The organism is Gallaecimonas xiamenensis 3-C-1, assembly GCF_000299915.1.
In the GTDB taxonomy this organism is placed as follows: Bacteria; Pseudomonadota; Gammaproteobacteria; order Enterobacterales; family Gallaecimonadaceae; genus Gallaecimonas; species Gallaecimonas xiamenensis.
Map to the genome: position 1 here is coordinate 43,395 of NZ_AMRI01000019.1, position 23,500 is coordinate 66,894.

The 23,500-nt window shown below is 61.7% G+C and carries 25 protein-coding genes and 2 tRNA genes; 16 read left to right on the top strand and 11 right to left on the bottom strand.

From position 1 onward, the window contains the following. Nucleotides 1–18: 18 nt before the first annotated feature. Together B3C1_RS20455 and B3C1_RS13330 are read right to left on the bottom strand one after the other, a co-directional pair. A complete protein-coding gene (locus B3C1_RS20455; RefSeq protein ID WP_008485441.1) occupies nucleotides 19–174 on the bottom strand; it encodes a hypothetical protein in 156 nt (51 codons plus the stop codon). A gap of 59 nt (nucleotides 175–233) precedes the next feature. Then, nucleotides 234–866, bottom strand: a complete 633-nt coding sequence (locus B3C1_RS13330; RefSeq protein ID WP_008485442.1) for a YchE family NAAT transporter — start codon at nucleotides 864–866, stop codon at nucleotides 234–236. A 215-nt stretch (nucleotides 867–1,081) separates the two neighbouring features. On the opposite strand from B3C1_RS13330, the gene B3C1_RS13335 reads away from it, so the two are divergent. The 3 genes from B3C1_RS13335 to B3C1_RS13345 all read left to right on the top strand — a co-directional run bounded on the left by B3C1_RS13335 (nucleotide 1,082) and on the right by B3C1_RS13345 (nucleotide 3,524). Then, the gene (locus B3C1_RS13335; protein ID WP_008485443.1) at nucleotides 1,082–1,735 is read left to right on the top strand and encodes a 2OG-Fe dioxygenase family protein; all 654 of its coding nucleotides are present in this window, start codon (nucleotides 1,082–1,084) and stop codon (nucleotides 1,733–1,735) included. Continuing rightward, complete coding sequence (locus tag B3C1_RS13340) at nucleotides 1,725–2,165, top strand: YchJ family protein (protein ID WP_008485445.1); 441 nt, start codon at nucleotides 1,725–1,727, stop codon at nucleotides 2,163–2,165. The genes B3C1_RS13335 and B3C1_RS13340 overlap by 11 nt, the downstream gene beginning before the upstream one ends. 75 nt (nucleotides 2,166–2,240) lie before the next feature. Next, nucleotides 2,241–3,524: a short-chain fatty acid transporter gene (locus B3C1_RS13345; protein WP_008485449.1), complete on the top strand. Its 1,284-nt coding sequence runs from the start codon at nucleotides 2,241–2,243 to the stop codon at nucleotides 3,522–3,524. 42 nt (nucleotides 3,525–3,566) lie between these two features. Here the strand turns inward: B3C1_RS13345 and metA are convergent, their stop codons facing one another. The 4 genes from metA to B3C1_RS13365 form a co-directional block, all read right to left on the bottom strand. Further along, nucleotides 3,567–4,514, bottom strand: coding sequence for a homoserine O-acetyltransferase MetA (metA, locus tag B3C1_RS13350; RefSeq protein WP_008485450.1), 948 nt, complete (start codon nucleotides 4,512–4,514; stop codon nucleotides 3,567–3,569). Nucleotides 4,515–4,622: 108 nt separating this feature from the next. Then, on the bottom strand, nucleotides 4,623–5,258 hold the full coding sequence (pdxH, locus tag B3C1_RS13355; RefSeq protein ID WP_008485452.1) for a pyridoxamine 5'-phosphate oxidase: 636 nt from the start codon (nucleotides 5,256–5,258) through the stop codon (nucleotides 4,623–4,625). A 41-nt stretch (nucleotides 5,259–5,299) separates the two neighbouring features. After that, nucleotides 5,300–6,532, bottom strand: a complete 1,233-nt coding sequence (locus B3C1_RS13360; RefSeq protein WP_008485453.1) for a cysteine desulfurase-like protein — start codon at nucleotides 6,530–6,532, stop codon at nucleotides 5,300–5,302. Between the two features lie 103 nt (nucleotides 6,533–6,635). Further along, the gene (locus B3C1_RS13365) at nucleotides 6,636–7,124 is read right to left on the bottom strand and encodes a VC2046/SO_2500 family protein (RefSeq protein WP_008485454.1); all 489 of its coding nucleotides are present in this window, start codon (nucleotides 7,122–7,124) and stop codon (nucleotides 6,636–6,638) included. 113 nt (nucleotides 7,125–7,237) lie between these two features. On the opposite strand from B3C1_RS13365, the gene B3C1_RS13370 reads away from it, so the two are divergent. The 8 genes from B3C1_RS13370 (at nucleotide 7,238) to B3C1_RS13405 (ending at nucleotide 11,028) form a co-directional block, all read left to right on the top strand. Then, nucleotides 7,238–7,322 (top strand) — tRNA-Tyr (locus B3C1_RS13370). 48 nt (nucleotides 7,323–7,370) lie between these two features. Then, a tRNA-Tyr gene (locus B3C1_RS13375) sits at nucleotides 7,371–7,455 on the top strand. A 73-nt stretch (nucleotides 7,456–7,528) separates the two neighbouring features. Then, complete coding sequence (locus B3C1_RS13380) at nucleotides 7,529–8,257, top strand: hypothetical protein (protein ID WP_008485455.1); 729 nt, start codon at nucleotides 7,529–7,531, stop codon at nucleotides 8,255–8,257. A 61-nt stretch (nucleotides 8,258–8,318) separates the two neighbouring features. Then, nucleotides 8,319–8,618 carry a hypothetical protein gene (locus tag B3C1_RS13385; RefSeq protein WP_008485456.1) on the top strand — a complete coding sequence of 100 codons (300 nt, stop codon included), beginning with the start codon at nucleotides 8,319–8,321 and terminating at the stop codon, nucleotides 8,616–8,618. Nucleotides 8,619–8,656: 38 nt separating this feature from the next. Further along, a complete protein-coding gene (locus B3C1_RS13390; protein ID WP_008485458.1) occupies nucleotides 8,657–9,037 on the top strand; it encodes a RidA family protein in 381 nt (126 codons plus the stop codon). Between the two features lie 95 nt (nucleotides 9,038–9,132). Beyond that, nucleotides 9,133–9,942, top strand: coding sequence for an exodeoxyribonuclease III (gene xthA / locus B3C1_RS13395; protein WP_008485460.1), 810 nt, complete (start codon nucleotides 9,133–9,135; stop codon nucleotides 9,940–9,942). Further along, complete coding sequence (locus B3C1_RS13400; RefSeq protein WP_008485461.1) at nucleotides 9,939–10,571, top strand: energy-coupling factor ABC transporter permease; 633 nt, start codon at nucleotides 9,939–9,941, stop codon at nucleotides 10,569–10,571. The genes xthA and B3C1_RS13400 overlap by 4 nt, the downstream gene beginning before the upstream one ends. Before the next feature lie 7 nt (nucleotides 10,572–10,578). Beyond that, on the top strand, nucleotides 10,579–11,028 hold the full coding sequence (locus tag B3C1_RS13405; RefSeq protein ID WP_008485462.1) for a DMT family transporter: 450 nt from the start codon (nucleotides 10,579–10,581) through the stop codon (nucleotides 11,026–11,028). Here B3C1_RS13405 and B3C1_RS13410 read toward each other — a convergent pair. The 4 genes from B3C1_RS13410 to B3C1_RS19460 all read right to left on the bottom strand — a co-directional run bounded on the left by B3C1_RS13410 (nucleotide 11,025) and on the right by B3C1_RS19460 (nucleotide 14,053). Continuing rightward, the gene (locus tag B3C1_RS13410) at nucleotides 11,025–11,381 is read right to left on the bottom strand and encodes a hypothetical protein (protein WP_008485463.1); all 357 of its coding nucleotides are present in this window, start codon (nucleotides 11,379–11,381) and stop codon (nucleotides 11,025–11,027) included. The two genes, B3C1_RS13405 and B3C1_RS13410, sit on opposite strands and share 4 nt — an antisense overlap. 82 nt (nucleotides 11,382–11,463) lie before the next feature. Beyond that, nucleotides 11,464–13,155, bottom strand: a complete 1,692-nt coding sequence (locus B3C1_RS13415) for an NAD-dependent malic enzyme (RefSeq protein WP_008485464.1) — start codon at nucleotides 13,153–13,155, stop codon at nucleotides 11,464–11,466. Nucleotides 13,156–13,160: 5 nt separating this feature from the next. After that, the gene (gene yciA, locus B3C1_RS13420; RefSeq protein WP_008485465.1) at nucleotides 13,161–13,559 is read right to left on the bottom strand and encodes an acyl-CoA thioester hydrolase YciA; all 399 of its coding nucleotides are present in this window, start codon (nucleotides 13,557–13,559) and stop codon (nucleotides 13,161–13,163) included. 62 nt (nucleotides 13,560–13,621) lie between these two features. Continuing rightward, a complete protein-coding gene (locus tag B3C1_RS19460) occupies nucleotides 13,622–14,053 on the bottom strand; it encodes a DUF412 family protein (protein ID WP_008485466.1) in 432 nt (143 codons plus the stop codon). Nucleotides 14,054–14,218: 165 nt separating this feature from the next. On the opposite strand from B3C1_RS19460, the gene pta reads away from it, so the two are divergent. Together pta and B3C1_RS13435 are read left to right on the top strand one after the other, a co-directional pair. After that, nucleotides 14,219–16,249 (top strand): phosphate acetyltransferase, encoded by a 2,031-nt coding sequence (gene pta / locus B3C1_RS13430; RefSeq protein ID WP_008485467.1) that lies wholly within the window; start codon nucleotides 14,219–14,221, stop codon nucleotides 16,247–16,249. 88 nt (nucleotides 16,250–16,337) lie between these two features. After that, on the top strand, nucleotides 16,338–18,263 hold the full coding sequence (locus B3C1_RS13435) for a methyl-accepting chemotaxis protein (RefSeq protein WP_008485468.1): 1,926 nt from the start codon (nucleotides 16,338–16,340) through the stop codon (nucleotides 18,261–18,263). A gap of 346 nt (nucleotides 18,264–18,609) precedes the next feature. Here B3C1_RS13435 and rssA read toward each other — a convergent pair whose 3' ends face one another. After that, entirely contained in the window at nucleotides 18,610–19,578 is a 969-nt protein-coding gene (gene rssA, locus B3C1_RS13440) for a patatin-like phospholipase RssA (RefSeq protein WP_008485469.1), read from the bottom strand. A gap of 182 nt (nucleotides 19,579–19,760) precedes the next feature. Between rssA and B3C1_RS20220 the strand changes: the two genes are divergently transcribed. From B3C1_RS20220 to B3C1_RS13455, 3 genes are read left to right on the top strand one after another with little or no spacing between them, the layout of a single operon-like run. Then, nucleotides 19,761–21,119, top strand: coding sequence for a TackOD1 domain-containing metal-binding protein (locus B3C1_RS20220; protein ID WP_008485471.1), 1,359 nt, complete (start codon nucleotides 19,761–19,763; stop codon nucleotides 21,117–21,119). Further along, entirely contained in the window at nucleotides 21,116–22,441 is a 1,326-nt protein-coding gene (locus B3C1_RS13450; RefSeq protein ID WP_008485473.1) for a glycosyltransferase family 2 protein, read from the top strand. The genes B3C1_RS20220 and B3C1_RS13450 overlap by 4 nt, the downstream gene beginning before the upstream one ends. Beyond that, nucleotides 22,441–23,499, top strand: a complete 1,059-nt coding sequence (locus B3C1_RS13455; protein WP_008485474.1) for an HlyD family secretion protein — start codon at nucleotides 22,441–22,443, stop codon at nucleotides 23,497–23,499. Before B3C1_RS13450 ends, B3C1_RS13455 begins: the two co-directional genes overlap by 1 nt. The last annotated feature ends 1 nt before the right edge of the window (nucleotide 23,500 follow it).

Sequence of the window (23,500 nt, forward strand, 5' to 3'; positions counted from 1 at the left end):
CCATCGGGCGCCTTTTTCTTAACAGCGGCCTTTTTTGGCCTGGCCTGGGGGGCAATGGGTGCCCTGGCCGTCCACCACCACTTCCGGGGCTTTGACCCGCACTTCTGGGCCACGCAAGGTGCAGCCGGCAAGCAAAGACAGGGCGGTAAGGCAAAGCAGCAAGCGGGTTTTCATCGGTTAGCTCCGTTTAGGTGTTATCCCGACAAGTGTAAGCCCTGGGGCCCAACCGCGCCTTAACCGGCCAGGGCCGGGAACAGCCCCTTGACGCCCTTGGCCATGAACTCCACCGCCAGGGCCATCATGATAAGGCCCATCACCCGGGTGATGAGGTTGATACCGGTGGTACCCAGCCAGCGAGCCAGCATGGGGGCGCACAGGAACACCCCCCAGGTCACCAGCGCCAGTATGCCGATGGCAAGACCCAGGGCGCCCTTGTCCACCAGGCTGTGATGGGCCTGGGTAAAGACGATGACGGTGGTGATGGCGGCCGGACCGGCGATAAGGGGCAGGGCCAGGGGCACCAGGGTCACCGACTCCATGCGCGCCGCTTCCCGCCCTTCCTCTGTGGTGCGCCGGGTTTCCCCCAGTTTACCTTGCAACATGGACAGGGCAGTGAAGCTCAGCAGCACGCCACCAGCCACCTGGAAAGAGGCCACGGAGATGGAGAAGAACTTCAGCAAGTCTTCCCCCAGCAGCAGCACCACCCAGAGGATCACCGCCGAGGCGAAGGCGGCCATCATGGCGGTGCGGCGCCGCTCGGCCTGATCCTGGTGGGAGGTCAAGCCCATAAAGACCGGCAGCAGCCCAAAGGGGTTGACGATGGCTAACATGGCCACAAAAAATTGGGTGTAAATGCCGTAGTCCACCGCTGCGCTGCTCCTGGTCTGTTCAAGGTGCGCCAAGTCTAATCAGCAAGGAGACGGTGGACTAACGAGTTATTTTAGCTGTGCACGCATTAGTTTTTTTCATTCTTCCCCGTACGTCAAAGTTGACGTTTACGTCACATCCTTCGCCATGACACTGTCATGGCCCCTCTGTATAATGCCGCCCCTGTTGCCTGACAGAGGTATTTGGAGAGGCTATGCATTCCCTACAGACCCCCACATCCGACTTTACCCTTCACCATGGCCAGCTGAACGCCCAGGCCGTGGCCGAACTGGCACAGAGCTTTGCCGACCTGCCGGTCGACCCCTATATCCAGGGGGATTTTCGTTACCGCTGCTATTCCAACGTCAAGGTGCAAGGCGGCCAGGTGCTGCGCCAGCCCACCAAGACCTTTATGCAGTCGAGCAACATCAACCAGTACCTGGGTGATGTGGAACGCCGCTACCAGGAGATCCCCGAGCAAAGCCTGCACAGCCAGGCCATGACCACCATGCTCAAGGATTTCCAGGCCCAATGCAGCCTGGGGGACGACGCAGTGATCGAGATCCACCAGATCCGCATCAAGACCCAATCCCGTGACGCCACCCCCCCGGCCCCGGAAGGGGTGCACCAGGACGGCTTTGACTACCTGGGTATCTACGTCATGGGTTCTGGCACCGTCGAAGGCGGTGAAGTGATGCTCTACGAGGCCAAGGACAGCGCACCCTTTTTCTGTGAGCGTTTTGCCGACGGCCAGTACGTTGTCCTTAACGACGCCCGATACTTCCACAACGCCGCGCCGGTGATCCCAGCCCAGGGCCAGGCCCTTGGCTACTGGGACGTGGTGGTACTGACCGCCCATGCAGCCTGATTGCCTCTGCGGCAGCGCCCTGCCCTATGACCGCTGCTGCGGCCCCCTGCACCAGGGGGCCGAGGCGGCCAATGCCGAGGCGCTGATGCGGGCCCGCTATTGTGCCCATGTGGTGAACCGGCCCCAGTTCATCCTCGACAGCTGGCATGGCAGCAGCAGGCCCAGCCTGGCGGATATCGCCCCCTTCGTGGCCCTGCCCTGGCACGACTTGGTCATCCTTGGCCACCAGGCCGGCCCCAGCGAAAGCTTCGTCACCTTCCTGGCCCGCTACCAGGACGGCGACAAGCTGGCCTTTCACTTGGAAAAGAGCCGCTTCGTCAAGGAAGAAGGGCGCTGGTACTTCCATTCCGGCAGCTATCCCGAGCCCGAACGCAATGGCCCCTGCCCCTGCGGATCTGGACGAAAGTATAAGAGCTGTTGCCGCCCCTGATCCGCTACCCTAGACCCACAAGGCTGTGGGTCTTCACCCCGGCCGTTATAACGACAGCAGCAAAAGGAAAACATTATGGGGTGGTTCGTTAAGGGCGCGGTGCGCCTGGTTGAGCGCTATCTTCCTGATCCCTTCGTCCTGGTCATGCTTTTGACCATGGTTGTGGTCGGCCTGGCCATCGGCGTGGAAGGCATGGCCCCCATGGCCGCCATCGACGCCTGGGGCAAAGGCTTTTGGAACCTTCTGACCTTCGCCATGCAGATGGCCATGATCCTGGTGTTGGGCCACCTGGTGGCGTCGACGCCACCGGTGAAAAAGGCCCTGGCCGCCCTGGCCCGCCGCCTGCCGGGGCCCAAGAGCGCCATCGTAGCCGTCACTCTGGTGGCGCTGTTGGCCTCCTGGTTCAACTGGGGCTTTGGCCTGGTGGTAGGGGCCTTCTTTGCCCGCGCCATCGCCCGGGAAATCGCCATCGACTACAAGCTGCTGGTGGCCTCGGCCTATTCGGGCTTTTTGATCTGGCACGCCGGCCTGTCCGGCTCCATTCCCCTGACCATCAACACCCCCGGGCATTTCTCCGAGGGCCAGATTGGCCTTATCCCCACCAGCGACACTATTTTCGCCCCCTTTAACCTGATCCTGGTGGCGGTACTGCTGGTGGTGATGCCGCTGCTGAACATGCTGATGCTCGACAGTAAGGGCAAGCTGGCCAAGGTGCAGAGCCAAGAGCAGGACAACCTGGTGGCCGGCCACGGCCCCATGCTCAACCAGCGCTGGCCCATGTACCTGACCGCCGCCCTGATGCTGGCCTGGCTGGTGCCCTACTTTGTCGGTGGCGGCGGCCTGAACCTCAATGTGCTGAACCTGTGCTTTTTGGCCCTGGCGCTGCTGATGTTCGGCACCGCCGCCCGCTTCCTGGGGGCCCTGGCCCCGGCGGTATCCACCGCCGGCGGTATCCTCATTCAGTTCCCCTTCTACGCCGGTATCATGGCGCTGATGCAAAGCTCCGGCCTGGCCACCCACCTGGCCGAGTTCTTCGTCAAGGTGTCCACCGCCGACACCCTGCCCCTGTGGAGCTTCCTGTCCGCCGGCCTTATCAACCTGTTTGTGCCCTCCGGTGGTGGCCAGTGGGCGGTGCAGGCACCGGTGATGCTGCCGGCCGCGCAGATGCTGGATGTGGACGTGGCCAAGGTGGCCATGGCGGTGGCCTGGGGTGACGCCTGGACCAACCTGCTCCAGCCCTTCTGGGCCCTGCCGGTACTGGCCATCGCCGGCCTTGGCGCCAGGGACATCATGGGCTATTGCCTGGTGCAGCTGCTGGCCAGCGGCGTCATCATCGCCCTGGGCCTGAGCTTCCTCTAAGGCAGCCGCCCACAAAAAAGGCCGCAGTCGCGGCCTTTTTTATTACCCGGCCAGCTTGGCCTGGGTGGTCTTGGGCTCCATGGCCGCCAGATCGTAGGGGGTGATCTGGTAGACGCAGTAGTTGAGCCAGTTGGAATAGAGCAGGTTGGCATGGCTGCGCCAGCGGGCCCTGGGCTCCTGGGCCGGGTCGTCGCCGGGGAAGTAGTTGCACGGCAGAGCCGGGTTGATGCCGGCCTTGCTGTCGCGCTGGTATTCCTGGGCCAGGGTGTCGGCGTCGTATTCCGGATGCCCGGTCACAAAAATCTGCCGGAGATCTTCGCTGGCGGCCAGGTAAACACCGGCCTGGGGGTGGTCGGCCAGGATCTGCAAGTCGGTCTGGCTGGCGATGGCATCGCGGTCAAAGTCGGCATAGCGGCTCAGGGGCGCCAGGAAGTAATCGTCAAAGCCCCGCACCAGGGGGTTGTCCTGACAGAGGGTGCGGTGCTCATAGACACCGGACAGCTTCTGGCCCAGGGTTTTTTTGGGCAGCCCGTAGAGGTGATTGAGGGCGGCCTGGGCGGCCCAGCACAAAAACAGGGTGGAGGTGACATGGGTGCGGGACCAGTCGATGACGGTGCGAATTTCGTCCCAGTAATGGACCTCTTCGAACGGCACCAGCCCCAGGGGAGCGCCAGTGACGATAAGGCCGTCGAAGTTCTGGTCCTTGATGTCGTCAAAATCCCGGTAAAAACGTTCCAGGTGCGAGTTGGGAGTGTTGTGGGATTCCCGGGCGTCGATGCGCAGCAGCTTGACGTTGACCTGCAAGGGGGTGTTGGCCAGCAACCGCAGGATCTGGTTTTCGGTGTCGATCTTCTTTGGCATCAGGTTCAGCAGCACCACTTCCATGGGCCTGATGTCCTGGTGGATGGCCCGGCTTTCGTGCATCACGAAGATGTTTTCACGCCGCAACACTTCGGCGGCGGGCAAGGCATCGGGAATACGAATGGGCATAGGGCTCTCCGGCAGGGCAATCTGGATATTTAAGCGCCTAGACGTCTAAATGTCCACACCTGCCGGCGGCCACCATCAAAAAAGGCGCCCAGGGGCGCCTTTTTCAGGTCAGGGAGCCAGCCATTGTTGCTGCCAGTGCTGGCCATCATGGCTATAGCGCACCCTGTGGTGCAGGCGGTTTTCCCGGCCGGCCCAAAATTCCATGATCTGGGGCGCCAGCTCATAGCCGCCCCAGTGGGGGGGGCAGGGCACCTCCCCTGGGTAGCGGGCGTCGGCGTCCGCCAGGGCTTGCTCCAGCTCGGCGGTACTGGCGATGGGGGCCGATTGCTGGGACGCCCAGGCCCCCAGCTGCGAACCCCGGGGCCGGGAGGCAAAATAGGCTTCGGAGTCCTGCCGGGGCAATTTTTGCACCACACCGCTGACCCGCACCTGGCGCGCCAGGTGCGGCCAGTAGAAGTTGAGGCTGGCCCTGGGATCGGCGGCCAGCTCCTGGCCTTTTTGGGAATCGTAGTTGGTGAAGAACTGCAGGCCGGTGCCGCTCAGGCCCTTGAGCAGCACCACCCGGCTTTGGGGAAAGCCGTCCAGGCCCTGGGTGCAGAGGGTCATGGCGTTCACTTCCAGCCAGTCCACCGGGCTGCTGTCCTTGGCCTCGGTAAACCAGAGGGCAAATTGCTGCAATGGGTCGGCATGCAGCTCGGTCAGGGGCGCGTGGCGAAATACCCGGCGCATGGCGTCGATGCTCATGGTGTCTCCAATAAAAAAGGCAGTCCTCAGACTGCCTTATGTTACTTCACCAGGTCTTGTAGCACATCAAAGAAGCGGCCCAGTTCCTCGGTGCTGTTGTAGTGCATGCAGCCCACCCGCACTATGCCACTCTCCTCCAGCCCCAGCTGGCGTACCAGCCCCAGGGCGTAGAAGTTGCCGTCTCCCAGGCAGACGCCGGCATTGGCCATGGCCTCTGACACCGCCCTATTGGCCACCCCCTTGAGGGTAAAGGCAAAGGTAGGGGTGCGCTCGGCAAGGCGCGTTTGATCGGTAATGCCGTAGAGGGTCAGGCCAGGCACCGTGGCGGCCCTTTCCAGGAAATATTGGCTAAGGGCCATCTCGTGCTGCTTGATGGCCTGGTAGCTGGCTTTTAAGCGCTCACGGCGCGGCAAGTCGCTGCCCTGCCCTGCCACGCCGGCCAGGTAGTCCACCGCTGCCACAAAACCAGCCAGGGCCTCAAAGCTCTGGGTGCCGGTCTCGAACTTGCCCGGCACCAGATCGGTGGCCGGCTCCACCTTATAAGGGGTCAGCGCCTCCAGCAGTTGGTAGCGGCCGCAGACCATGCCCAGGTGCGGGCCGAAGAACTTGTAGGCGCTACAGGCCAGAAAGTCGCAGCCGATAGCCTGAACATCCACCAATTCGTGGGGGGTAAAGTGCACCGCGTCCACCCACACCAGGGCGCCGGCCTGGTGCGCGGCGTCTACCACCCTTTTTACATCGACCATGGAGCCGGTGGTGTTGGAGGCATGGGTCAGGGCCACCAGCCGGGTCTTGGGGCCCAGCTTGGCAAAGAGCGCCTCATAGTCGAGGGTGCAGTCGTCGGCCTTGAGGGGAATTTGGTGCACCGTCACCCCTTTGTCGGCGGCGGCCTGCATCCAGGAAGAGACATTGGAGTAGTGGTCAAGGGCGGTGACGATGACCTCGTCCCCGGCTTGCCAGTCGCGGCTGATGGCCCGGGACAGGGCGAAAGTCAGGGTGGTCATGTTGGGACCGAAGATGATTTCCTCGGCGCGCCTGGCCCCCAGCAGATCCCGGGCGGCCTCGCGGGCGGCCTGCATCACGGCGGTGGTGCGCTGGGAGGAAAAATAGGCGCCCCCCAGATTGGCATTGAAACGGCCCAGGTAGCCGGTCATGGCATCGAGCACGCTCTGGGGCACCTGGGAACCGCCGGGGCCGTCCAAAAAGACGGGGGCACGGCCGTTGAGATCTTGGTTCAGGGCAGGAAACTGGTCACGCAGGGAGGCAATATTCACAGCTGGCTTTCCGTTAACGTCAAGGCGGCGCCAGTGTAATGAGGGGTTAGGGGCAAGTCCAGCGCCAGACTGTGGCGCCCTTCATACTTTGTCCCTTGGCTTATCAGGCGGTGGTGGAGATGTGACGCATCTGGCTGAGCACGTCCCCAAGGTCGGCGTTGGCGGTCAGGCCCTTATAACCGGGCAGGGCCTTGCCCTTGGCTTGCCAGGCCGCTTTGGGGTCCATGTCCCCCAATACGGTTTCCGGCAGGAATTTGGGATCTTCTTCGCGGCCCAGCTGCGGCTCCGGGTCCAGGCAGTCCATCAGGCGGGCACCGACGATGCCGTCCTGATGAAAGGCCTGGCTCAGGGCGATGGAGCGGCCAGGGGTGCGGTCATCGGCCCCCCAGGGGCGCTTAGGGGGGGTATTGATGGCGCCGGGGCCCAGGCCTTTACCGGGTTCAGGACTGGCCAGGCCGGGTTTTTCCAAGAGATCGTTACCGAGCATGGCCAACAGCAGCGCAAAGTCCGAGCGCTGGCCGGCCGCCACCGCCGACGACAGTCGGGGGGAGAGCTCGAGTTCATCTAGGAAAGCAAGGCCTTTAATCTGCACAGAAAACCATCAATTAAGTAGCTTAAGACCTTTATCGGCAGCTTAAGCCAGATTTTTAGCAAATTTCTTCCTTTACACGAGATCGGATTTTGGTATTATGGCGCCGCATCGCTGGTGGGGTTCCCGAGTGGCCAAAGGGATCAGACTGTAAATCTGACGGCTCAGCCTTCGAAGGTTCGAATCCTTCCCCCACCACCATCCTTTACAACGAAAGTGGCCTAGCGCGGCTTTCTATATACCGAACCCGGTGGGGTTCCCGAGTGGCCAAAGGGATCAGACTGTAAATCTGACGGCTCAGCCTGCGAAGGTTCGAATCCTTCCCCCACCACCATATACGGCCGCCTTTCAGGCGGCTTTTTTTTTGGGTTATACTTCCCGCCCTTTGTTATTGAGGCCGCCGCCACGTGGAACTGCAGGAACTTACCGATCAGTTGATTGCCCGCTACCAGGAAGGCCTGGAGATCTGGCAGGACAACCACGAGACCGAAGCCGGCCAGTTCCAGGCCAGCTTTCTGGTGCACCGTGACTGGGAAACCCTGACCACCACCGAGCCAGGTAGCTGGCTGGCATGCTTTGTTTATTGCCTGGAAGTGGCGGCCATGGTGCGCCTGGCCTCTGAATTCCCCGGTTTTAGCGTATTGCCAGAAAGCACCCAGATGGATGTGGCGGCTCTTATCAGCGAGTCGGAAATGACCGCAGCCCTGAGCCGTGCCCTGCCCCAGGGGTTTACCTTCGACCACCCCAAAGGGGACGAGCTGCGCGAATTCATCCCCGACGAAGCTCGGGACATGATCGACACCCTGATAAGCCTGGCCGACGCCGTGCCCGAACCCCACCAGCACCATGGCGACTCCTTTGTCTGCCTGATGGACACCCTGCAATCGGGGGCCGTGGATTTTGCCGCCCAGTACGTGGCGGAAAACACCGACCTGATGCAACCCAGCCTGGGCGCTACCGCCATACTTCAAGACATGCTGGTGGAAATGACGGTACTGGACCAGGATTACGTGGCCCAGCGCCTGCTGACCTTTATCCAGCGGTTCTGCAATCCCCTGCTCACCGCCCAGCGTCTGGAGATGCTGGCCGAAGCCATGGGCAAGCCCCAAAAAGCCCCCATGGGTCGCCTGCACTAAAGTCCCCTTGCGCCCCCTGGTTAAAAGTCCAACAATGAGAGGGACTTAACCAGGGGGTAATATGAAACGACTCATTCGCACCGCCGTGGTCTGCAGCGCCCTGCTGCAATTTGCCTGTACCAGCACCGATCCCTGTGACCGCATCGTCGAGATGAAAGAGCAGGCCCGCCGCTGCGACATGATGCGGCGCAACATGGACAAGCTCAAAACCAACCCGCAACTCTACAGCGCCGCCAAGCAGCGCTATGAAGCCGAGTGCGTGGATTTCCTCTACTACCAGGACGATTTTTCCAACGAAGAACTCAAGTGCCTGAGCAGCGAAGAAAAGCGCGAGCTGCGCTCTCGCAGCCAGCAGCCGTAGCTGCTACTCTGGCGGCCATTGTGAAGGAGGAACTGTTCATGACCCAGACCATTATCAACACCCAGGACGCCCCTGCTGCCATCGGCCCCTATGTACAGGCCCGCCAGGTTGGTCCCTTCCTCTATACCTCGGGGCAGATCCCGCTGGACCCGAAAACCGGCGAGATGGTGCAGGGTATCGAGGCCCAGACCGAGCAGGCCTTGAGCAACCTGTTGGCCATCCTCAAGGCCGCCGGCTTTGACAAGCACCATGTGGTCAAGACCACGGTCTTTATCAAGGACATGAACCAGTTCGCCGCCATCAACGGCGTCTACGAACGCTTCTTTGACGACCACAAGCCGGCCCGCAGCTGTGTCGAAGTGGCCCGCCTGCCCAAGGACGCCTTGGTGGAAGTGGAAGCGGTCGCCTACGGCGGCTAACAACAAAGCGGCCAAGGCCGCTTTTTTTGATGCCGGCCCCCGGGCCTTGGTGTCCGTGCTACCATAGCGGCATCGTTAACCGGACTCTCCAGACCATGAAAATCATCTCTTTTAACATCAATGGCCTGCGTGCCCGCCTTCACCAACTGCAAGCCCTTATCGACAAGCACCAGCCGGACATCATCGGCCTGCAGGAAACCAAGGTCCACGACGAGCAGTTTCCCCTGGCCGACGTAGAGGCCATGGGCTACGAGGTGCACTTTCACGGCCAAAAAGGCCACTACGGCGTGGCCCTGCTGTCCAAGCTGCCGGCCCAATCGGTACAAAAGGGCTTTCCCAGCGACGGTGAAGAAGCCCAGCGGCGCATGATCATCGGCCGCTTCACCCTGGCCGATGGCCGCCCCTTGACGGTGATGAACGGCTATTTTCCCCAGGGCGAGAACCGCAGCCACGAAGTGAAGTTCCCGGCCAAGGAAAAGTTCTACGCCGACCTGATGCACTACCTCGAGACCGAGCACAACCCGGACGAAGCCCTGGTGCTGATGGGGGACATGAACATCTCCAGCACCGACTTGGACATCGGCATCGGCGACGCCAACGCCAAGCGCTGGCTCAAGGAAGGCAAGTGTTCCTTCCTGCCCGAAGAGCGCCAATGGATGGACAAGCTGCTGGGCTGGGGCCTGGTAGACACCTTCCGCGCCCAGCACCCGGACGTGAGCGATCGCTTCTCCTGGTTCGACTACCGCTCCAAAGGCTTTGACGACAACCGAGGCCTGCGCATCGACCTGGTACTGGCCACCCAGAACCTGGCCGATAAGGCGGTGGAAACCGGTATCGACTACGAACTGCGCGGTATCGAAAAGCCGTCCGACCACGCCCCGATCTGGACCACCTTTGCCCCATGATCCCCTGGGGGCTCCTGGTCGGCTTCCTGTGTTTTAGCGCCTGGGCGCAGCAGGGAGCCGAGCTGCGGCTGCTGCGAAGCCGCAGTTGGCTACAGGGGCTCTTTTTTGGATCGGGCCTGGCGCTGCTGGCCCTTTGGTTACTCCAGGCCGGCATCGAAGACGGCCTGGAGGTCCACTTTCTAGGGCTAACCACGGTCACCCTGGTGCTTGGCTGGCGCCTGGCGCTGCTGGCCGGGCTCCTGCCCCTGGGGCTGTTGACCCTAACGGGGCTGGAACAGTGGCAACACCTGGGGCCCAACTGTGCCTTTGGCCTGGCCCTGCCGGTGCTGGTGTCGGAAGCGGTAAGACAAGGGGTGGCCCGCTACCTGCCCCACCACCTGTTCGTCTACTTCTTCTGTACCGGTTTTTTCAATGCCGCCCTGGCCCTAGTGGCCCATATGCTGGCCATGGCCGCCTGGTTTTACTGGGCAGAGGGCTTTGACGGCCGGCAGGTGCTAGACAACTACCTGATACTGATGCCTTTGTTGGCCTTTCCCGAAGCCTTGCTCAACGGCATGGCGGTGACAATGCTGACCCTATACCGGCCTCAGTGGCTCAAGGACTTTCATGACAGCGACTACCTCAACTAAGGCAAGCATGGACACGTTGACGTTACTTATCCTCATTACCCTGGCTGCCGGCGCCATGATGCCGCTGCAGGCGGGCATCAACGCCCAGCTGGCTGCCAATACCGGCGGCGCCATCTGGGCCGCCTTTATCAGCTTTGCGGTGGGCACCCTGGTATTGGGAGGCTACCTGTTGGCCCTGCGCCAGGGGATCCCCAGCCTAGGCCAACTGGGCAGCCTGCCCTGGTGGCAATGGACAGGGGGCCTGCTGGGGGCCTTTTTCGTGGCGGTGGCCGCCTTTGCCGCCCCCAAGCTGGGCGCTGCCGCCTTTATCGGCTTTTTGGTGGCCGGGCAGATGCTGGCCTCCTTGCTGCTGGACCACCAGGGCTGGGTGGGCTATCTGCAAAAGGAAATCAACCTCTACCGGATAGCAGGGGCCTTGATGGTCATCGGCGGCGTGGTGCTTATCCGCCGCAACTAACCGGCCAGCACCTGGGTGTCGGCCTCGGTGTGCAAAAACAGCCACAGCAGTTGCTGTTCTTCGGACCAGAAGGCATGGCCATGGTTAAGGGGCTCTTTAAAAAAGGGCTTGGCATCCAGGCTCTGGAAGTCGGTCGGCACCTCGGTAATGGCCCGGCGCACCGAGCTGCTGCCAATCAGGCTGAACAGCACAGGATCGGGAGCACCAAGGCCCTCGGCGTGCACCTCAGGCAAGCCGTCCAGGCCCACCTCGGCAAAGAACCACCAACCGTGGCTGCCGTTGTCGGACACAAAAGCGGTATGGACAGGGGTCAGTTCCCCCAGGGTGACAAAACGGGGCAGGATTTGGGACATATAACCCTCCTTGGTTACCAAAGGTCCTAAGTCTGCCCAAATCCGGCCCATAAAAAAACCCGCCAAACGGCGGGTTTTTTATTTAGAAGGAGGTGCGGCGGTAGTTGCGGTACCTTGGCAGCCAGAAGTTCTTCTCGATGGCGGCGATCAGCGCCTCATCGGAGGTGGTCAGGGCCACGTCGTCTTCCTGGGCCTGCTTGGCCACGGCCAGGGCGATGTACTTGCTCACTTCCTGAATTTCACCCAGGTTGGGCAGCACAGGGCCTTTGCCTTCGTTGGCCAGGGGCGAGCAGTCTGCCAGGGCGCGGGAGGCGGCCATCAGCATGTTATCGGTCACCCGTTTGGCTTTGGCGGCTATGACCCCAAGGCCGATACCCGGGAAGATATAGGCGTTGTTGCACTGGGCGATGGCGATTTTCTCTTCACCCACCAGTACCGGTGAGAAGGGGCTGCCGGTGGCGACCATGGCCTGGCCGTCGGTCCAGTTGAGGATCTCCTGGGGCGTGGCCTCCACCCGCGAGGTGGGGTTGGACAGGGGCATCACGAAAGGACGGGCACAGCCGGCGTGCATGGCTTTGATCACTTCTTCGGTGAACAGGCCGCGCTGCCCGGATACGCCGATAAGGATGCTGGGCTTGGCGTTTTTGATCACTTCCAGCAAGGAGATGTTCTCTCCTTCGGCCTGCCAGCTTTCCAGCAGGCTCACATCTTGTACCAGGCGCTTTTGGAAGCCCATCAGGTTGGGCATGGCGCTGGTCAACAGGCCCCAGCGGTCCACCATGAACACCCGGCTTCGGGCCTGGGCTTCGGACAGTCCTTCGGTCTGCATGGCGGCGATGATCTGCTCGGCAATGCCGCAGCCGGCGCTGCCGGCCCCCAGGAACACCACTTTTTGTTCGCTGAGCTTCTCGCCCTTGGCCTTACAGGCCGCCCAGAGGGTACCGACGGTAACGGCGGCGGTGCCCTGGATGTCATCGTTAAAGCAGCAGATGTCGTCCTTGTAGCGCTCCAGCAACGGCATGGCGTTGGCCTGGGCGAAGTCTTCGAACTGCAGCAGGGCGTTGGGCCAGCGGCGCTTGACCGCTTCGATAAAGGTTTCGACGAATTCGTAGTATTCGTCACCGGTGATGCGGTTTTGACGGCGGCCCATGTACATGGGGTCGTCCAGCAGATCCGGGTTGTTGGTGCCCACGTCCAATACTACCGGCAGGGTATAGGCCGGGCTGATGCCGCCACAGGCGGTGTACAGGGACAGCTTGCCGATGGGAATGCCCATGCCGCCGATACCCTGGTCACCCAGGCCCAGGATCCGCTCACCGTCGGTCACCACTATCACTTTGACGTTCTGCTTGGTGGCGTTCTGGAGGATATCGTCGATGTGGTCCTTGTCCTCGTAGGAGATGAACAGGCCCCGGTGGGTGCGGTAGATCTTGGAAAATTCCTGGCACGCCTGGCCGACAGTGGGGGTATAGATGATCGGCATCACCTCTTCCAGGTGCTCTTCGAGCAGGCGGTAGAAGAGGGTTTCGTTGTTGTCCTGGATGGAGCGCAGGAACACGTGTTTATCCAGATCCGAGGTGCAGCTGGAGAACTGGGCGTAGGCCCGCTCTTTTTGCTCCTCTATGGTCTCAACATACTGAGGCACCAGGCCCAGCAGGTTGAATTGAATACGTTCTTGCAGGGTAAAGGCGCTGCCTTTGTTCAGCAGCGGCGATTCCAGCAGGGCCGGCCCTGCGTAAGGAATATACAGGGGGCGCTTGGGAGCTTGGCTCATTGCACTTAATCCTTGGGCACTGGGCGGGGGCGGCCAGCGTCGTCGATGGCCACGTAGGTGAAGACGGCTTCGGTTACGCAGTAGCGTTCGGTGTTACCTGAGCGCAGCAGGGGTTTGATCCACACTTCCAGCTTGATGGTCATGGAGGTCTTGCCGATGCGGGTGCAGTCGCCGTAGACGCAGACCACATCCCCCACTTTCACCGGCTGATGAAAAGTCATGCCTTCAACGGCAACGGTGGCGATACGGCCACGGGCAATTTCGGTGGCCAGCATGCCACCCCCGAGGTCCATTTGGGACATGAGCCAGCCGCCGAAAATGTCACCGTTCTGGTTGGTGTCGGCCGGCATGGTCTGGGTACGGATAATGAGATCACCCTTAGGGTGACGTTTGGCATCGGTCATACTGCAGCACTCCTCGCAAAGAGGCTGTTAACTATACCTGTGCCAAGGGCTTTTGACCACGTTCAGTCGGTCGGACCAAAGGCCCGTTCACCGCGTTTGGCAACCTGATCCATCACCAGCGCCAGTTCCAGATAACGGGCCCCTTCGAGCTTTGCGACGGGTGTCACCCCCTGGTCCTTCATGCGCTCGGTCAGCTCCGCCAGCCAATGCCTGTCACCGGGGCTCAAGGGCTTGCGCCCTTCCTTGCCCAACCAGAGGATAGCCTGCAGGGGCAGGCTGAGCAGCAGCAAGGCCATCATCAACAAAGGACCGGACAGGGGCATGGCGGCCATCTTCAGGGCCACAAAGAGCCAAGCCAGGGTCAGGCCTGGTACCCAGTGGAGCAACCAGCGGGCCAACAGCACGGTACGGGTAAGGCCAAAGCGCCAAGCCAAAGGCCCTTTTTGGGGCCAGTGCCTAAGCAACTGATAACCGTCACGAACCATATCCCACATGGCCAACCTCCCCTGCTTGCAATGGGCTGCCTGTCTTTGGCTATTGTGGACCAAAACCCTGCCCCCTGAAAGCCAATGAAGTGTCCCTGTTTAGCTTAAGCTGGTGTTACTCTAGGCTCAGGAACCATAACAAGCCTCCATGAGGCAATAATAAGGAGTCCCGCCATGGCCAAGACGCTGCTACTGGTACCGGTCGGCACCGGCGCCGCTTTGACAGCGGTCAGCCTGGGCCTGGTACATGCGCTGCAGCGCCAGGGCCTGGACCTGGGCTTTAGCAAACCCATCAGCCCAGCAGCAGACCCAGCCGCAGACAGGACCATAGCGGTCCTTAACAGCGTGGTGCCGGGCGTCCTGCCCTGCCCCCTTGCCCTGGCGGTAGCCAAGGACCTGGACCCTGCCGACTTTGAAGCGGCCCTTTTTTCCCGCTTGCCTGGCAATCAGCTCTGTGTGGTGGCCGGTGTGCCCCACGAGCCGGCCCTGAATATCCTGCTGGCCCAGCGCCTTAACGCCAAGGTGATCCTGCTGGCGGCGCGGGACGGCACCAGTACCCAGCAACTCGCCCAAGTGCTGGCCCAATGTGAGGCAGCCCTTGGCCAGGGCAGCGTCGAGGGCCTGATCCTCAACCATAAATTGAGCCCAAGGACCTTGGGGCGCAGCGCCCTTGGGCCAGGCCAAGGGCCAGACACCCTTGAGGCCTTGCCTGCCGCCCTGCGGCTCTTGGCCGACATTCCCTGGCGGGGCGACCTTATCGCCCCCAGAGTCTGGGACCTGGCCCAGCATCTGAACGCCCTGCCCCTTTGCAGCGGTGATTGGCAAAGCCGCCGCCTCAACCACCTGCTGACCCCCACCCAGCCCTTACAGGAATGGGTCGGTAAACTGTGCCATGGCACCCTGGTGGTGACCCCGGGCGACAGCAGCGACGTCATCGTCGCCACCTGCCTGGCGGCCCAGAACGGCGTGCGCCTGGGGGGGCTGCTGCTGACTGGCGGCATACAACCACAGCCGGCCATCATGGCCCTGTGTGAAGACGCCTTCGACGCCGGCCTGCCGCTGTTGATGGTGGACAGCGACGATAGCCAGACCCTGGCCGCCATCCGCGAACTGGACCTGTCCCTGCCAGCCGACGACGACTACCGTCAGCGCTGGATCATGGACCAGGTGGCCGAGCACCTGGACAGCAGCTGGCTTAGCCAATTCATCCCGCCGCCGGCCAGTGCCCTTTTATCGCCGCCAGCCTTTGCCTACCAGCTCCAGCAAAGGGCCAAGGCCGCCGCCAAGCGCATCATTTTGCCGGAAGGGGACGAACCTCGGGTGATCAAGGCTGCGGCCCATTGCACCGAGCGCGGCATTGCCCAGTGCGTACTGCTGGGTAAACCCGAACAGGTGCAGGCGGTAGCCCGCCACCATGGCCTGACCCTGCCGGCCCGCCTTGCCATCATCGATCCGGACGCCGTGCGCGAGCGCTATGTGGGCCCCATGGTGGCCCTGCGCAGGCAAAAGGGTCTGGAAGAAGTGATGGCCAGGGAACAACTGCAGGACAACGTGGTGCTGGCCACCATGATGCTGGCCCAAGGAGAGGTAGACGGCTTGGTCAGCGGCGCCAGAGGCACCACCTTGCAGACCCTGCGCCCACCCATGCAACTCATCAAGACGGCACCGGGGCAATCCATGGTGTCCAGCGTCTTCTTTATGCTGCTGCCGGACCAAGTGCTTATCTACGGGGACTGCGCCATCAACCCCAACCCCGATGCCTACCAACTGGCACAGATCGCCCTGCAATGCGCTGACTCGGCCGAACGGTTGGGCATAGCCCCTCATATCACCATGATCGCCGACAACCAGGGCGGCACTGGCGCCAGCAAGGTGGAACATGCCCGCCAGTTGCTGGCCGAGCTAAAGCCTGAGCTGGTAGTCGACGGCCCTCTTCATTACGACGCCGCCGTCATCGAATCGGTGGCCAGGGCCAAAGCACCGGGCAGCCCGGTGGCAGGCCAGGCCAATATCTTTGTCTTCCCCGACCTCAACACCGGCTACTCCACCTACCAGGCGGTGCGCCGCTCTGCCGATCTGGTGACCCTGGGGCCCATGGTCCAGGGTTTTGCCAAACCGGTGAACGACCTGTCCAGGGACGCCAAGGTGACGGACGTCATACAGACCATAGCCCTGACCGCTATCCAGGCAGAATTACCCCACTAAGTCCCTGAAAGAAGGCTTGCTCAGCGGCTAAAGGCGCCGCAAGATAGCGCCGTTTTTTCTCGGCAAGCCTTCCTTTTAGGACATTAACATGTTGATTTCATTATCCATTAGAGCCCGTCTCATTTGGGTTACCTCTGTCCTGGTGACCTTGGCTCTGAGCCTGACCGCCTTTATTACCCTGCAGAACGAGCGCCAGTTGGTTACCGACAAGGTCACCCAGGACGAGCTGCCCGCCAAGCTGGCCAGTATCCGCAATGACATCCTGGCCGACCTCAAACCGGCCATGGCTTCGGCCGCCCAACTGGCCAACGACCCTTTCATCAAACAGTGGATAGCCGACGGCGAACCCCAGGACGAGCGCCAGAAGCTGATGGAGGCCAAGCTCAGGACCCTGACCCGCATCTTCCATGCCGACACCGCCTTCGTGGCCACCCTCAAGCAGCAGGCCTTTACCGAGCAGGGCTTTCAGTCCAACTTCGATCGCCATACGCCCTACTTTGAGTGGTTCTTCAGTTTCAAGGACACCGGCAAGGAACAACAAAGGGTGTTCGAGGTGGACGTGTCCGGGGTGGCCCGCCTTTTTGTGGACGTGGCCATCAAGGACGCCCAAGGCCGTTTCCTTGGCGCGGCAGGCCTAGGCTTTAACGTCAGCGCCCTGACCGACCGGATCCGGGCCCAGCGCATCAACCAGAGCGGTTTTATCTACCTGGCCGACCACAAGGGTACAGTACAGGTGCACCCGGACAGCACTCTTATCGGCACGCCCCTGGGTGACGCCGGCAAAGCCCTGGCCAAAAAGATCTCAGACCGAATGCCGGTGGCCATTTCCGAAGTCAATCGCAATGGCAAGGCGGCGCTGTTGGCCGCAGCCAAGGTGCCGGAACTTGACTGGATTTTGCTGGGGGAAGTGCCCAAGTCCGAGGTGCTGGCCGCCGTGGACAAGGCCACCCTCACCACCCTGGTGGTGGCCATCTCGGTGCTGCTGGTGACGGTACTGCTGGCGGTGGTGCTGGGTAACAGCATTGCCAGGCCCATCAGGGATGTGGCCCAGCAACTGAGCCAGGTGGGGGCCGGCGGCGGCGACTTAAGCGTCAGGATTCCGGTGCGGGGCCAGGACGAACTGGCCCAACTGGCCGGAGGCTTCAACCAATTTGTGGCACAGCTGCAAGACATGGTGCGGGATATGGCCAACACCAGCCAGGCCCAGCATCAGCAGGCGGACGCAGTGAAAGGGATCGCCGAAAGGGGGTCCAATGCCGCCATGCAGGTAAGGGATCAGACCACTCAGGTGGCCACCGCCATCAACCAGATGGGGGCCACGGTCCAAGAGATCGCCAGCAATGCCGCCAGCGCCGCTCGGCTGGCCCAGGAGGCAACGGATCAAGCGGAGGAAGGGCGCAGCGACGTCAATGGCAACATCAACACCATAGGCGCGCTGTCCGGTCAATTGGACAAGGCCGCCGAAGTCATAGAGCGGGTAGCGGCCCACTCGGTCAACATCGGCTCCATTTTGGACGTGATCCGCAGTATCTCCGACCAGACCAACCTCTTGGCCCTCAATGCGGCCATCGAAGCGGCCCGGGCCGGGGATGCCGGGCGCGGCTTTGCGGTGGTAGCCGACGAAGTGCGCAGCCTGGCGTCCCGCACCGCCCAGAGCACCGAGGAGATCCAGGCAATGATCGGCCAGTTGCAGCAGGAAGCCCAAAGCGCCGTGGTCACCATGACCGACGGCAAGAGCATGGCTGGCGACGCCGTGGACGCCATCAACCGCCTGGGCCAGCTCTTCATCGCCATCACCCACAAAGTGGTGCAGATAGCCGATATGAACCTGCAGGTAGCCACCGCCACCGAAGAACAGTCCACCGTGGTCAACGACATCCACCGCAGCGTCGAAGGCATCAACCTGTCGTCCCAGGACGCCTCCCAGGCCGCCTCGGCCTCCGCCGACACGGCCCGCCAGCTCCATGGGTTGTCAGAGCAGCTGATGGCCAGGGTGCGCCAGTTCCGTCATTGACGGCACCCAGAAAAAGAAAAAGGCCAGTTGAGACTGGCCTTTGTTTTTTTGTCCTGACGACTGCAGTGGGATCAAACTGCAGACAGGTACTTTGTTTTTGGTATTGCTGCTTTTTGTTATGTCACTTCCCCTTGCACAGGAAGCGTTCTTATTTTTATGCGGTCCTTCGGACTGCTCCCTCGGCCTATCCTTTGCCGAAGCTTCTCCCCCAACGAGAATCGTTTTGCTGGTCACCGACTGAGCATGTGGCCCCCAGCAGTGACGCAACTATATGAAGTCTTTACGCGCACGTAAAGACATGAACCATAAAAAAGGATCTGGACGGACCAGACGATTGACGCCGGCGTCAACTTTCTTGGATGGGGTCGCCATCCTCAAGGGCCGGGGCGGACGGCTCTTCAGGTTCGGGAAACTGGGGGTGAATGCCAAGGTAGGCCAGCTCGGCCATCAGGAAGTGGGACATGCGCTCGACACAGGCTTCCCCTTCGGCAATGGCCTCTTCGGCACGGTGAAACTCCATGATGTTGATGTTCCCAAGGCGCGGCTTGAGTTCCAGCTCTGGCGGATCCCCCGCCATACGGGCCCGGGTGATCCGTTCCTGCATGATGTTGATGGAACCGCTCATCACAGTCCACATGGACGGCAGGGGCAGGTCCTTCTCCTTGTCTTCCCGTTCGGGGCGGATACGGTTAAGCCACTGGCGCAGCACACCTTCTTCTTCCTCTTCTTCTTCCTCGGTAAAGCTGTTGTTGTGCTGTTCACTGGCCAGGTTGACGGCAATCACCACCTCGGCTCCCATGGCCCTGGCCAGGGACACCGGCACCGGGTTGACCACGGCGCCGTCCACCAAGAGTTGCTCCTCCCGGTAGATGGGCACAAACAGGCCCGGCATGGCGCAAGAGGCCCGCACCGCCGACACCAGATCCCCTTCTTGCATCCACACCTCGCGGCCCGTGCTCAGCTCGGTGGCAACGGCGCCAAAAGGCAGTTGGGTTTCCGAGAAATCTTTTTGTTTCATGCCGTTGGCGATGACGTTAAAGACCTTCTCGCCGGAAAACAGGCCCCGGCCACTGAAACTGGGGTCAAGGAGGGACATCACCTGCAACCGGGTAAAGCCCCTTACCCACTTTTCCAGGCGGTCCAGGTTGCCGCCCGAATAGGCGGCCCCCACCAGGGAGCCGATGGAACAGCCGGCCACCAGATCCGGCCTGATGCCCAGCTTTGCCAAGCCATTGAGAATGCCGATATGAGCCCATCCTTTGGCCGCGCCACTTCCCAGGGCAATCCCCAGCACGGGCCTACGATGACTTGGCATAAGCAACACTCCTCCTGATGCGATACCCCGACAGATTACCAGCTAAGGCGCCCCTACCCAATGGCACCGGGCCTGTCGTTAAGAGAACAAAACTGAACCGCCTTGAGACGCCTATGGTAGTTGCAGGGCAAGCCCTTGTAACATATCTATATTCTCATCAGTGCGTTTTCCAAGGAGTGGCCATGCCGGTGCCAGCCCCCTCGATACTCTGGATAGGTACAGCCCCTGCCACCCTGCCCCCCAACTGCCAATGGCAGGCTGACTGGCAGGCCTTGGAAGAGGTACCGGCCGATCTCGACGGCCTGGTCCTGGCCCTGTCGGAGCCCGAGCAGGACCAAGCCCTTATGGCTATCCGTGCCCATCCCCAACTGTGGCTGCTGCCCCTGTTCGTGCAGGGAGCAAGCCCCCTGTCAGGGCATCTGGCCGACGGTCGTTTCGGGCCCCAGCGGCTCGAGTCCTTGTCGCTGTTTGCCCAACGCCGACAAAGCCTCAAGCTGGATCCCAACCAGGGTCTGACCGAAAAACTGGCCGCCTTCCTCTGGGTGCACCCCGAGTTCGAATTACTGCCAAGGCCGTTGCCCAGCGCTCCCGAACTCTACGACTACCCCCTGTTGGAAGCCTGGGACCCAAGCCGCCAGGACGAACTGATGTGGTTGGCCATGCTGGAACGGGACAAGGTGCTGACCAGCACCGGGCTGGTAGACAGGGTACGCTACTGCGCCCAATGCCAGTCGGGCCACCTTAATTACCTGGAAACCTGCCCCCAGTGCAGCAGCATAGATGTGGAGCCCGAGTCGGCCCTGCACTGCTTCACCTGCGGTCATGTGGCGGCTCAGGACCAGTTTCTGCGCAAGGGACGGCTGATCTGTCCCAACTGCCTGACCCAGCTTCGCCATATCGGCTCCGATTACGACAGACCCATGGAAAACCTGGTGTGCCGCAGCTGTAAGGCCCATTTTGTCGACGGGGACGTCATGGCCCGCTGCCTGAGTTGTGGCCACAGCAATCACCCGGACGACCTGCTGCAGCGCCAGGTGTTTAAATTCAAGCTCGGTGACCAGGGGGTGCGCATGGCACGTCACGGCCACAGCCATGGCCTGCTGGCGCCGCAGCTGGGAGAGACAGTACCGCCCCAGCATTTCCATTGGTTGCTGAGCTGGACCAACCGCCTGGCCCAGCGCCACCAGCTCAGCCACCTGTTCATGGCCATCCATTGCAACAACCTGGAGGCCTACCTGGCCGAACATGGCGAGCTGCGCACCTTCACCCTCATCGACACCCTGCTCAACCGGCTGCGCAACATACTGCGTAGCACCGATGTGGTTACCGCCTACGGCCAGGACATGCTTTGCTTCCTGTTGCCCCTGACCCACGAAGACAGCACAGAGGTACTACGCAAAAAATTGCTGGAGGTGCAGGATCAGCAGCAGGAAGACGGCCTGACCTTTTCCTTCCTGGTGCGTGACCTGCCGGAGGCCGACATTGGCGACGCTCCCGACCTCTGGCTGGCCCAGCAACTCAACGCCTTCAACCGCCCATGAGCAGCCTGGAATACTTCCTGCACTGGGTCAGCTTCGGGCTGCTCAACGACAGCCATTTGTTGGCCAAGCTGCTGCCGATGCTGATCCTCTTTGAGATGCCGCTGATGATGCTGGTGCTGACCGGTATCGCCCGTTACTACCGGCGCCGGCATCTGGCGCCCCAGGGGCCGCAACGTCTCTACCAGCCCAGGGTGTCCTGTATCGTGACTTGCTACAGCGAAGGGCGGGACGTGCTCAAGACCATGCAGAGCCTGGTGGAACAGAGCTACCAGGGGGTGATCGAAGTGATCATGGTGGTGGACGGTGCCGTCCAGAACAAAGCCACCTTCAGTGCCGCCCAGCAGGGTGCCAGCCGCTACAGGGGCCTGGCCAACCGCAAGGTACTGGTGTTGCCCAAATGGCAGCGGGGTGGCCGGGTGTCGTCCCTCAATGCCGGCTTGAGTTGGGCCAAGGGGGATATCGTCATGGCCCTGGACGGCGATACCTCCTTTGACGCAACCATGGTCAGCGAACTGGTCAAGCACTTTGCCGATCCCCACACCCTGGCGGCCGGCGGCGGCTTGCGGGTGCGCAACTGGCGCCAAAGCCTGGCCACCCGCATGCAGGCCATCGAATACCTTATTTCCATGCAAGGTGGGCGCACCGGCCTGGCCCAGTGGGACCTGCTCAATAACATTTCGGGAGCCTTCGGCTCCTTTCGCCGGCGCCCTTTGCAGCGTATGGGCGGCTGGGACACCCACACCGCCGAAGATCTGGACATGACGCTGCGCCTGAACCAGTACCGCCGGCGCCACCCCAGCTTGCGCCTGCCCTACGAACCGGCGGCGGTAGGCCACACCGACGTACCTGCCACCTGGCGCCAGCTGTTTACCCAACGGCTGCGCTGGGACGGCGACCTGCTGTTCATGTACCTGCGCAAACACAAGGATGGCCTGCGGCCAAGGCTGATGGGCCTCAAGTCCTTCTTGTTCATCCTGGTCTACGGCATAGGTCAGAACATACTGCTGCCCTTCCTTATCGTGCTGTTCACCCTCTGGCTGCTGATCAATTATCCCCTGGCCCTGGTGATGTCTCTGTTCCTGGTGCTTTACGGCCTCTATCTGGGCCTGGGCAGCCTGCTGTTCTGCGTCTACCTGCTGGCCATTTCCGAGCGGCCGCGCCAGGACGTCAGGTTGTTGCCCTTTTTGGTTCTCTACCCTTTGTACAGCTTCGTGATGCGCATGGTTAGCGTGGTAGCCCTTATCAATGAATGGCTGCGCCGCAGCCATGAGGAATCGTCCATGGCCCCCTGGTGGGTGCTCAAACGAGGAAGGAAGTTCTGATGAAGATCCGCTTTCAGGGCGACAAGCGCGACGATCCCACCTTGGATGCCGGGGTCAAGGTCAAATATGCCCCCGCTAAGCGCCTGGCCTTCAAACTGCGCTGGTACCTGATCCTGCTGCTGGTGGTAAGCCCGATCCTCATCTTCAGTTGGATACTGCTGCGTGATGAAGTCTTGGTGGTGGCACCGGCCATACTGACGTCGGAACCCATCAAGGTCAGCCCTCCAGAGGAGGCCGAAGTCCAGCAGCTGCTGGTCAAGACCGGCGAAGAAGTGAAGGCCGGCCAACCCCTGGTGCGCCTGCAAAGCCCGGTGCTGGATGCCGAGCAGAGCGAAGTGACCAGCCAATTGGCCACCCTTGGGGGCTCCACCCAGGCGGCGCAAGACAGGATATTGGCCAGCCTGTCCAGTGCCGTGGAGTCAGCCCAGGTCGGCCTTGCCGAGCAAGACTCCCTGGTGGCCAGTTTCAGGGATTATCGCAAAAGAGGCATAGTGCCCACCGCCGATATGGCCGCCATACTGGCTGCCCACAGCCAAGCCGAGGTGACCCTGAGCAACGCCAAGGCAGCCCTGGCAAGAGAACTGTTGCGCCTGGCCGAGAACCAGGTAGCAGGTCCCACAGTCCAGGCCAAACGCCAATTACAGCGAGACTTGGTACGGCTCGATGCCCGCCTGCAGCAATTGACCGTCAAGGCCCCATTTGACGGCCGAGTGGTGGACAGCGCCGTCCAGACCGGTGAGCCTGTGGCTGGCGATCGGCCCCTGCTGTGGCTGGCCCCCAAAGGCGCCTTTTGGATCCACGCCTATGTACCGCCCCGCCATATCAACTATGCCCAGCCCGGCAGCAAGGTGACGGTGCGCTTCCCCGACGGCACCCGCCTCAATGCCACTGTGGTGCAGCCCAGCGAGCTGGCCACGGAGCTGCCGCGCCAATTGGCCAATCCTTTTGAGGCCCAGAAGGCCACCCTCAAGGTGACGTTGCAGTTGAACGAGCCCCTGCCCCCCAGGTTGCGGGTGGAAGGTCTACCTTTAGAGGTGAGATTCCACTATCTGTGGTAAG

Bases quoted from the DNA above. Each gene is read 5' to 3' on its own strand.
- pdxH (WP_008485452.1), bottom strand. From the start codon at position 5,258: ATGAGCATCGACGCCATGCGCCGGGTATTTCGCCACGCGCCCCTGACC.
- B3C1_RS13415 (WP_008485464.1), bottom strand. From the start codon at position 13,155: ATGAGCCAAGCTCCCAAGCGCCCCCTGTATATTCCTTACGCAGGGCCG.
- B3C1_RS13455 (WP_008485474.1), top strand. From the start codon at position 22,441: ATGAAGATCCGCTTTCAGGGCGACAAGCGCGACGATCCCACCTTGGAT.
- B3C1_RS13390 (WP_008485458.1), top strand. From the start codon at position 8,657: ATGACCCAGACCATTATCAACACCCAGGACGCCCCTGCTGCCATCGGC.
- yciA (WP_008485465.1), bottom strand. From the start codon at position 13,559: ATGACCGATGCCAAACGTCACCCTAAGGGTGATCTCATTATCCGTACC.
- xthA (WP_008485460.1), top strand. From the start codon at position 9,133: ATGAAAATCATCTCTTTTAACATCAATGGCCTGCGTGCCCGCCTTCAC.
- B3C1_RS13335 (WP_008485443.1), top strand. From the start codon at position 1,082: ATGCATTCCCTACAGACCCCCACATCCGACTTTACCCTTCACCATGGC.
- B3C1_RS19460 (WP_008485466.1), bottom strand. From the start codon at position 14,053: ATGTGGGATATGGTTCGTGACGGTTATCAGTTGCTTAGGCACTGGCCC.
- B3C1_RS13345 (WP_008485449.1), top strand. From the start codon at position 2,241: ATGGGGTGGTTCGTTAAGGGCGCGGTGCGCCTGGTTGAGCGCTATCTT.
- B3C1_RS13400 (WP_008485461.1), top strand. From the start codon at position 9,939: ATGATCCCCTGGGGGCTCCTGGTCGGCTTCCTGTGTTTTAGCGCCTGG.
- B3C1_RS13450 (WP_008485473.1), top strand. From the start codon at position 21,116: ATGAGCAGCCTGGAATACTTCCTGCACTGGGTCAGCTTCGGGCTGCTC.
- pta (WP_008485467.1), top strand. From the start codon at position 14,219: ATGGCCAAGACGCTGCTACTGGTACCGGTCGGCACCGGCGCCGCTTTG.
- B3C1_RS13435 (WP_008485468.1), top strand. From the start codon at position 16,338: ATGTTGATTTCATTATCCATTAGAGCCCGTCTCATTTGGGTTACCTCT.
- B3C1_RS13405 (WP_008485462.1), top strand. From the start codon at position 10,579: ATGGACACGTTGACGTTACTTATCCTCATTACCCTGGCTGCCGGCGCC.
- B3C1_RS13385 (WP_008485456.1), top strand. From the start codon at position 8,319: ATGAAACGACTCATTCGCACCGCCGTGGTCTGCAGCGCCCTGCTGCAA.
- B3C1_RS20455 (WP_008485441.1), bottom strand. From the start codon at position 174: ATGAAAACCCGCTTGCTGCTTTGCCTTACCGCCCTGTCTTTGCTTGCC.
- metA (WP_008485450.1), bottom strand. From the start codon at position 4,514: ATGCCCATTCGTATTCCCGATGCCTTGCCCGCCGCCGAAGTGTTGCGG.
- B3C1_RS13340 (WP_008485445.1), top strand. From the start codon at position 1,725: ATGCAGCCTGATTGCCTCTGCGGCAGCGCCCTGCCCTATGACCGCTGC.
- B3C1_RS13410 (WP_008485463.1), bottom strand. From the start codon at position 11,381: ATGTCCCAAATCCTGCCCCGTTTTGTCACCCTGGGGGAACTGACCCCT.
- B3C1_RS20220 (WP_008485471.1), top strand. From the start codon at position 19,761: ATGCCGGTGCCAGCCCCCTCGATACTCTGGATAGGTACAGCCCCTGCC.
- rssA (WP_008485469.1), bottom strand. From the start codon at position 19,578: ATGCCAAGTCATCGTAGGCCCGTGCTGGGGATTGCCCTGGGAAGTGGC.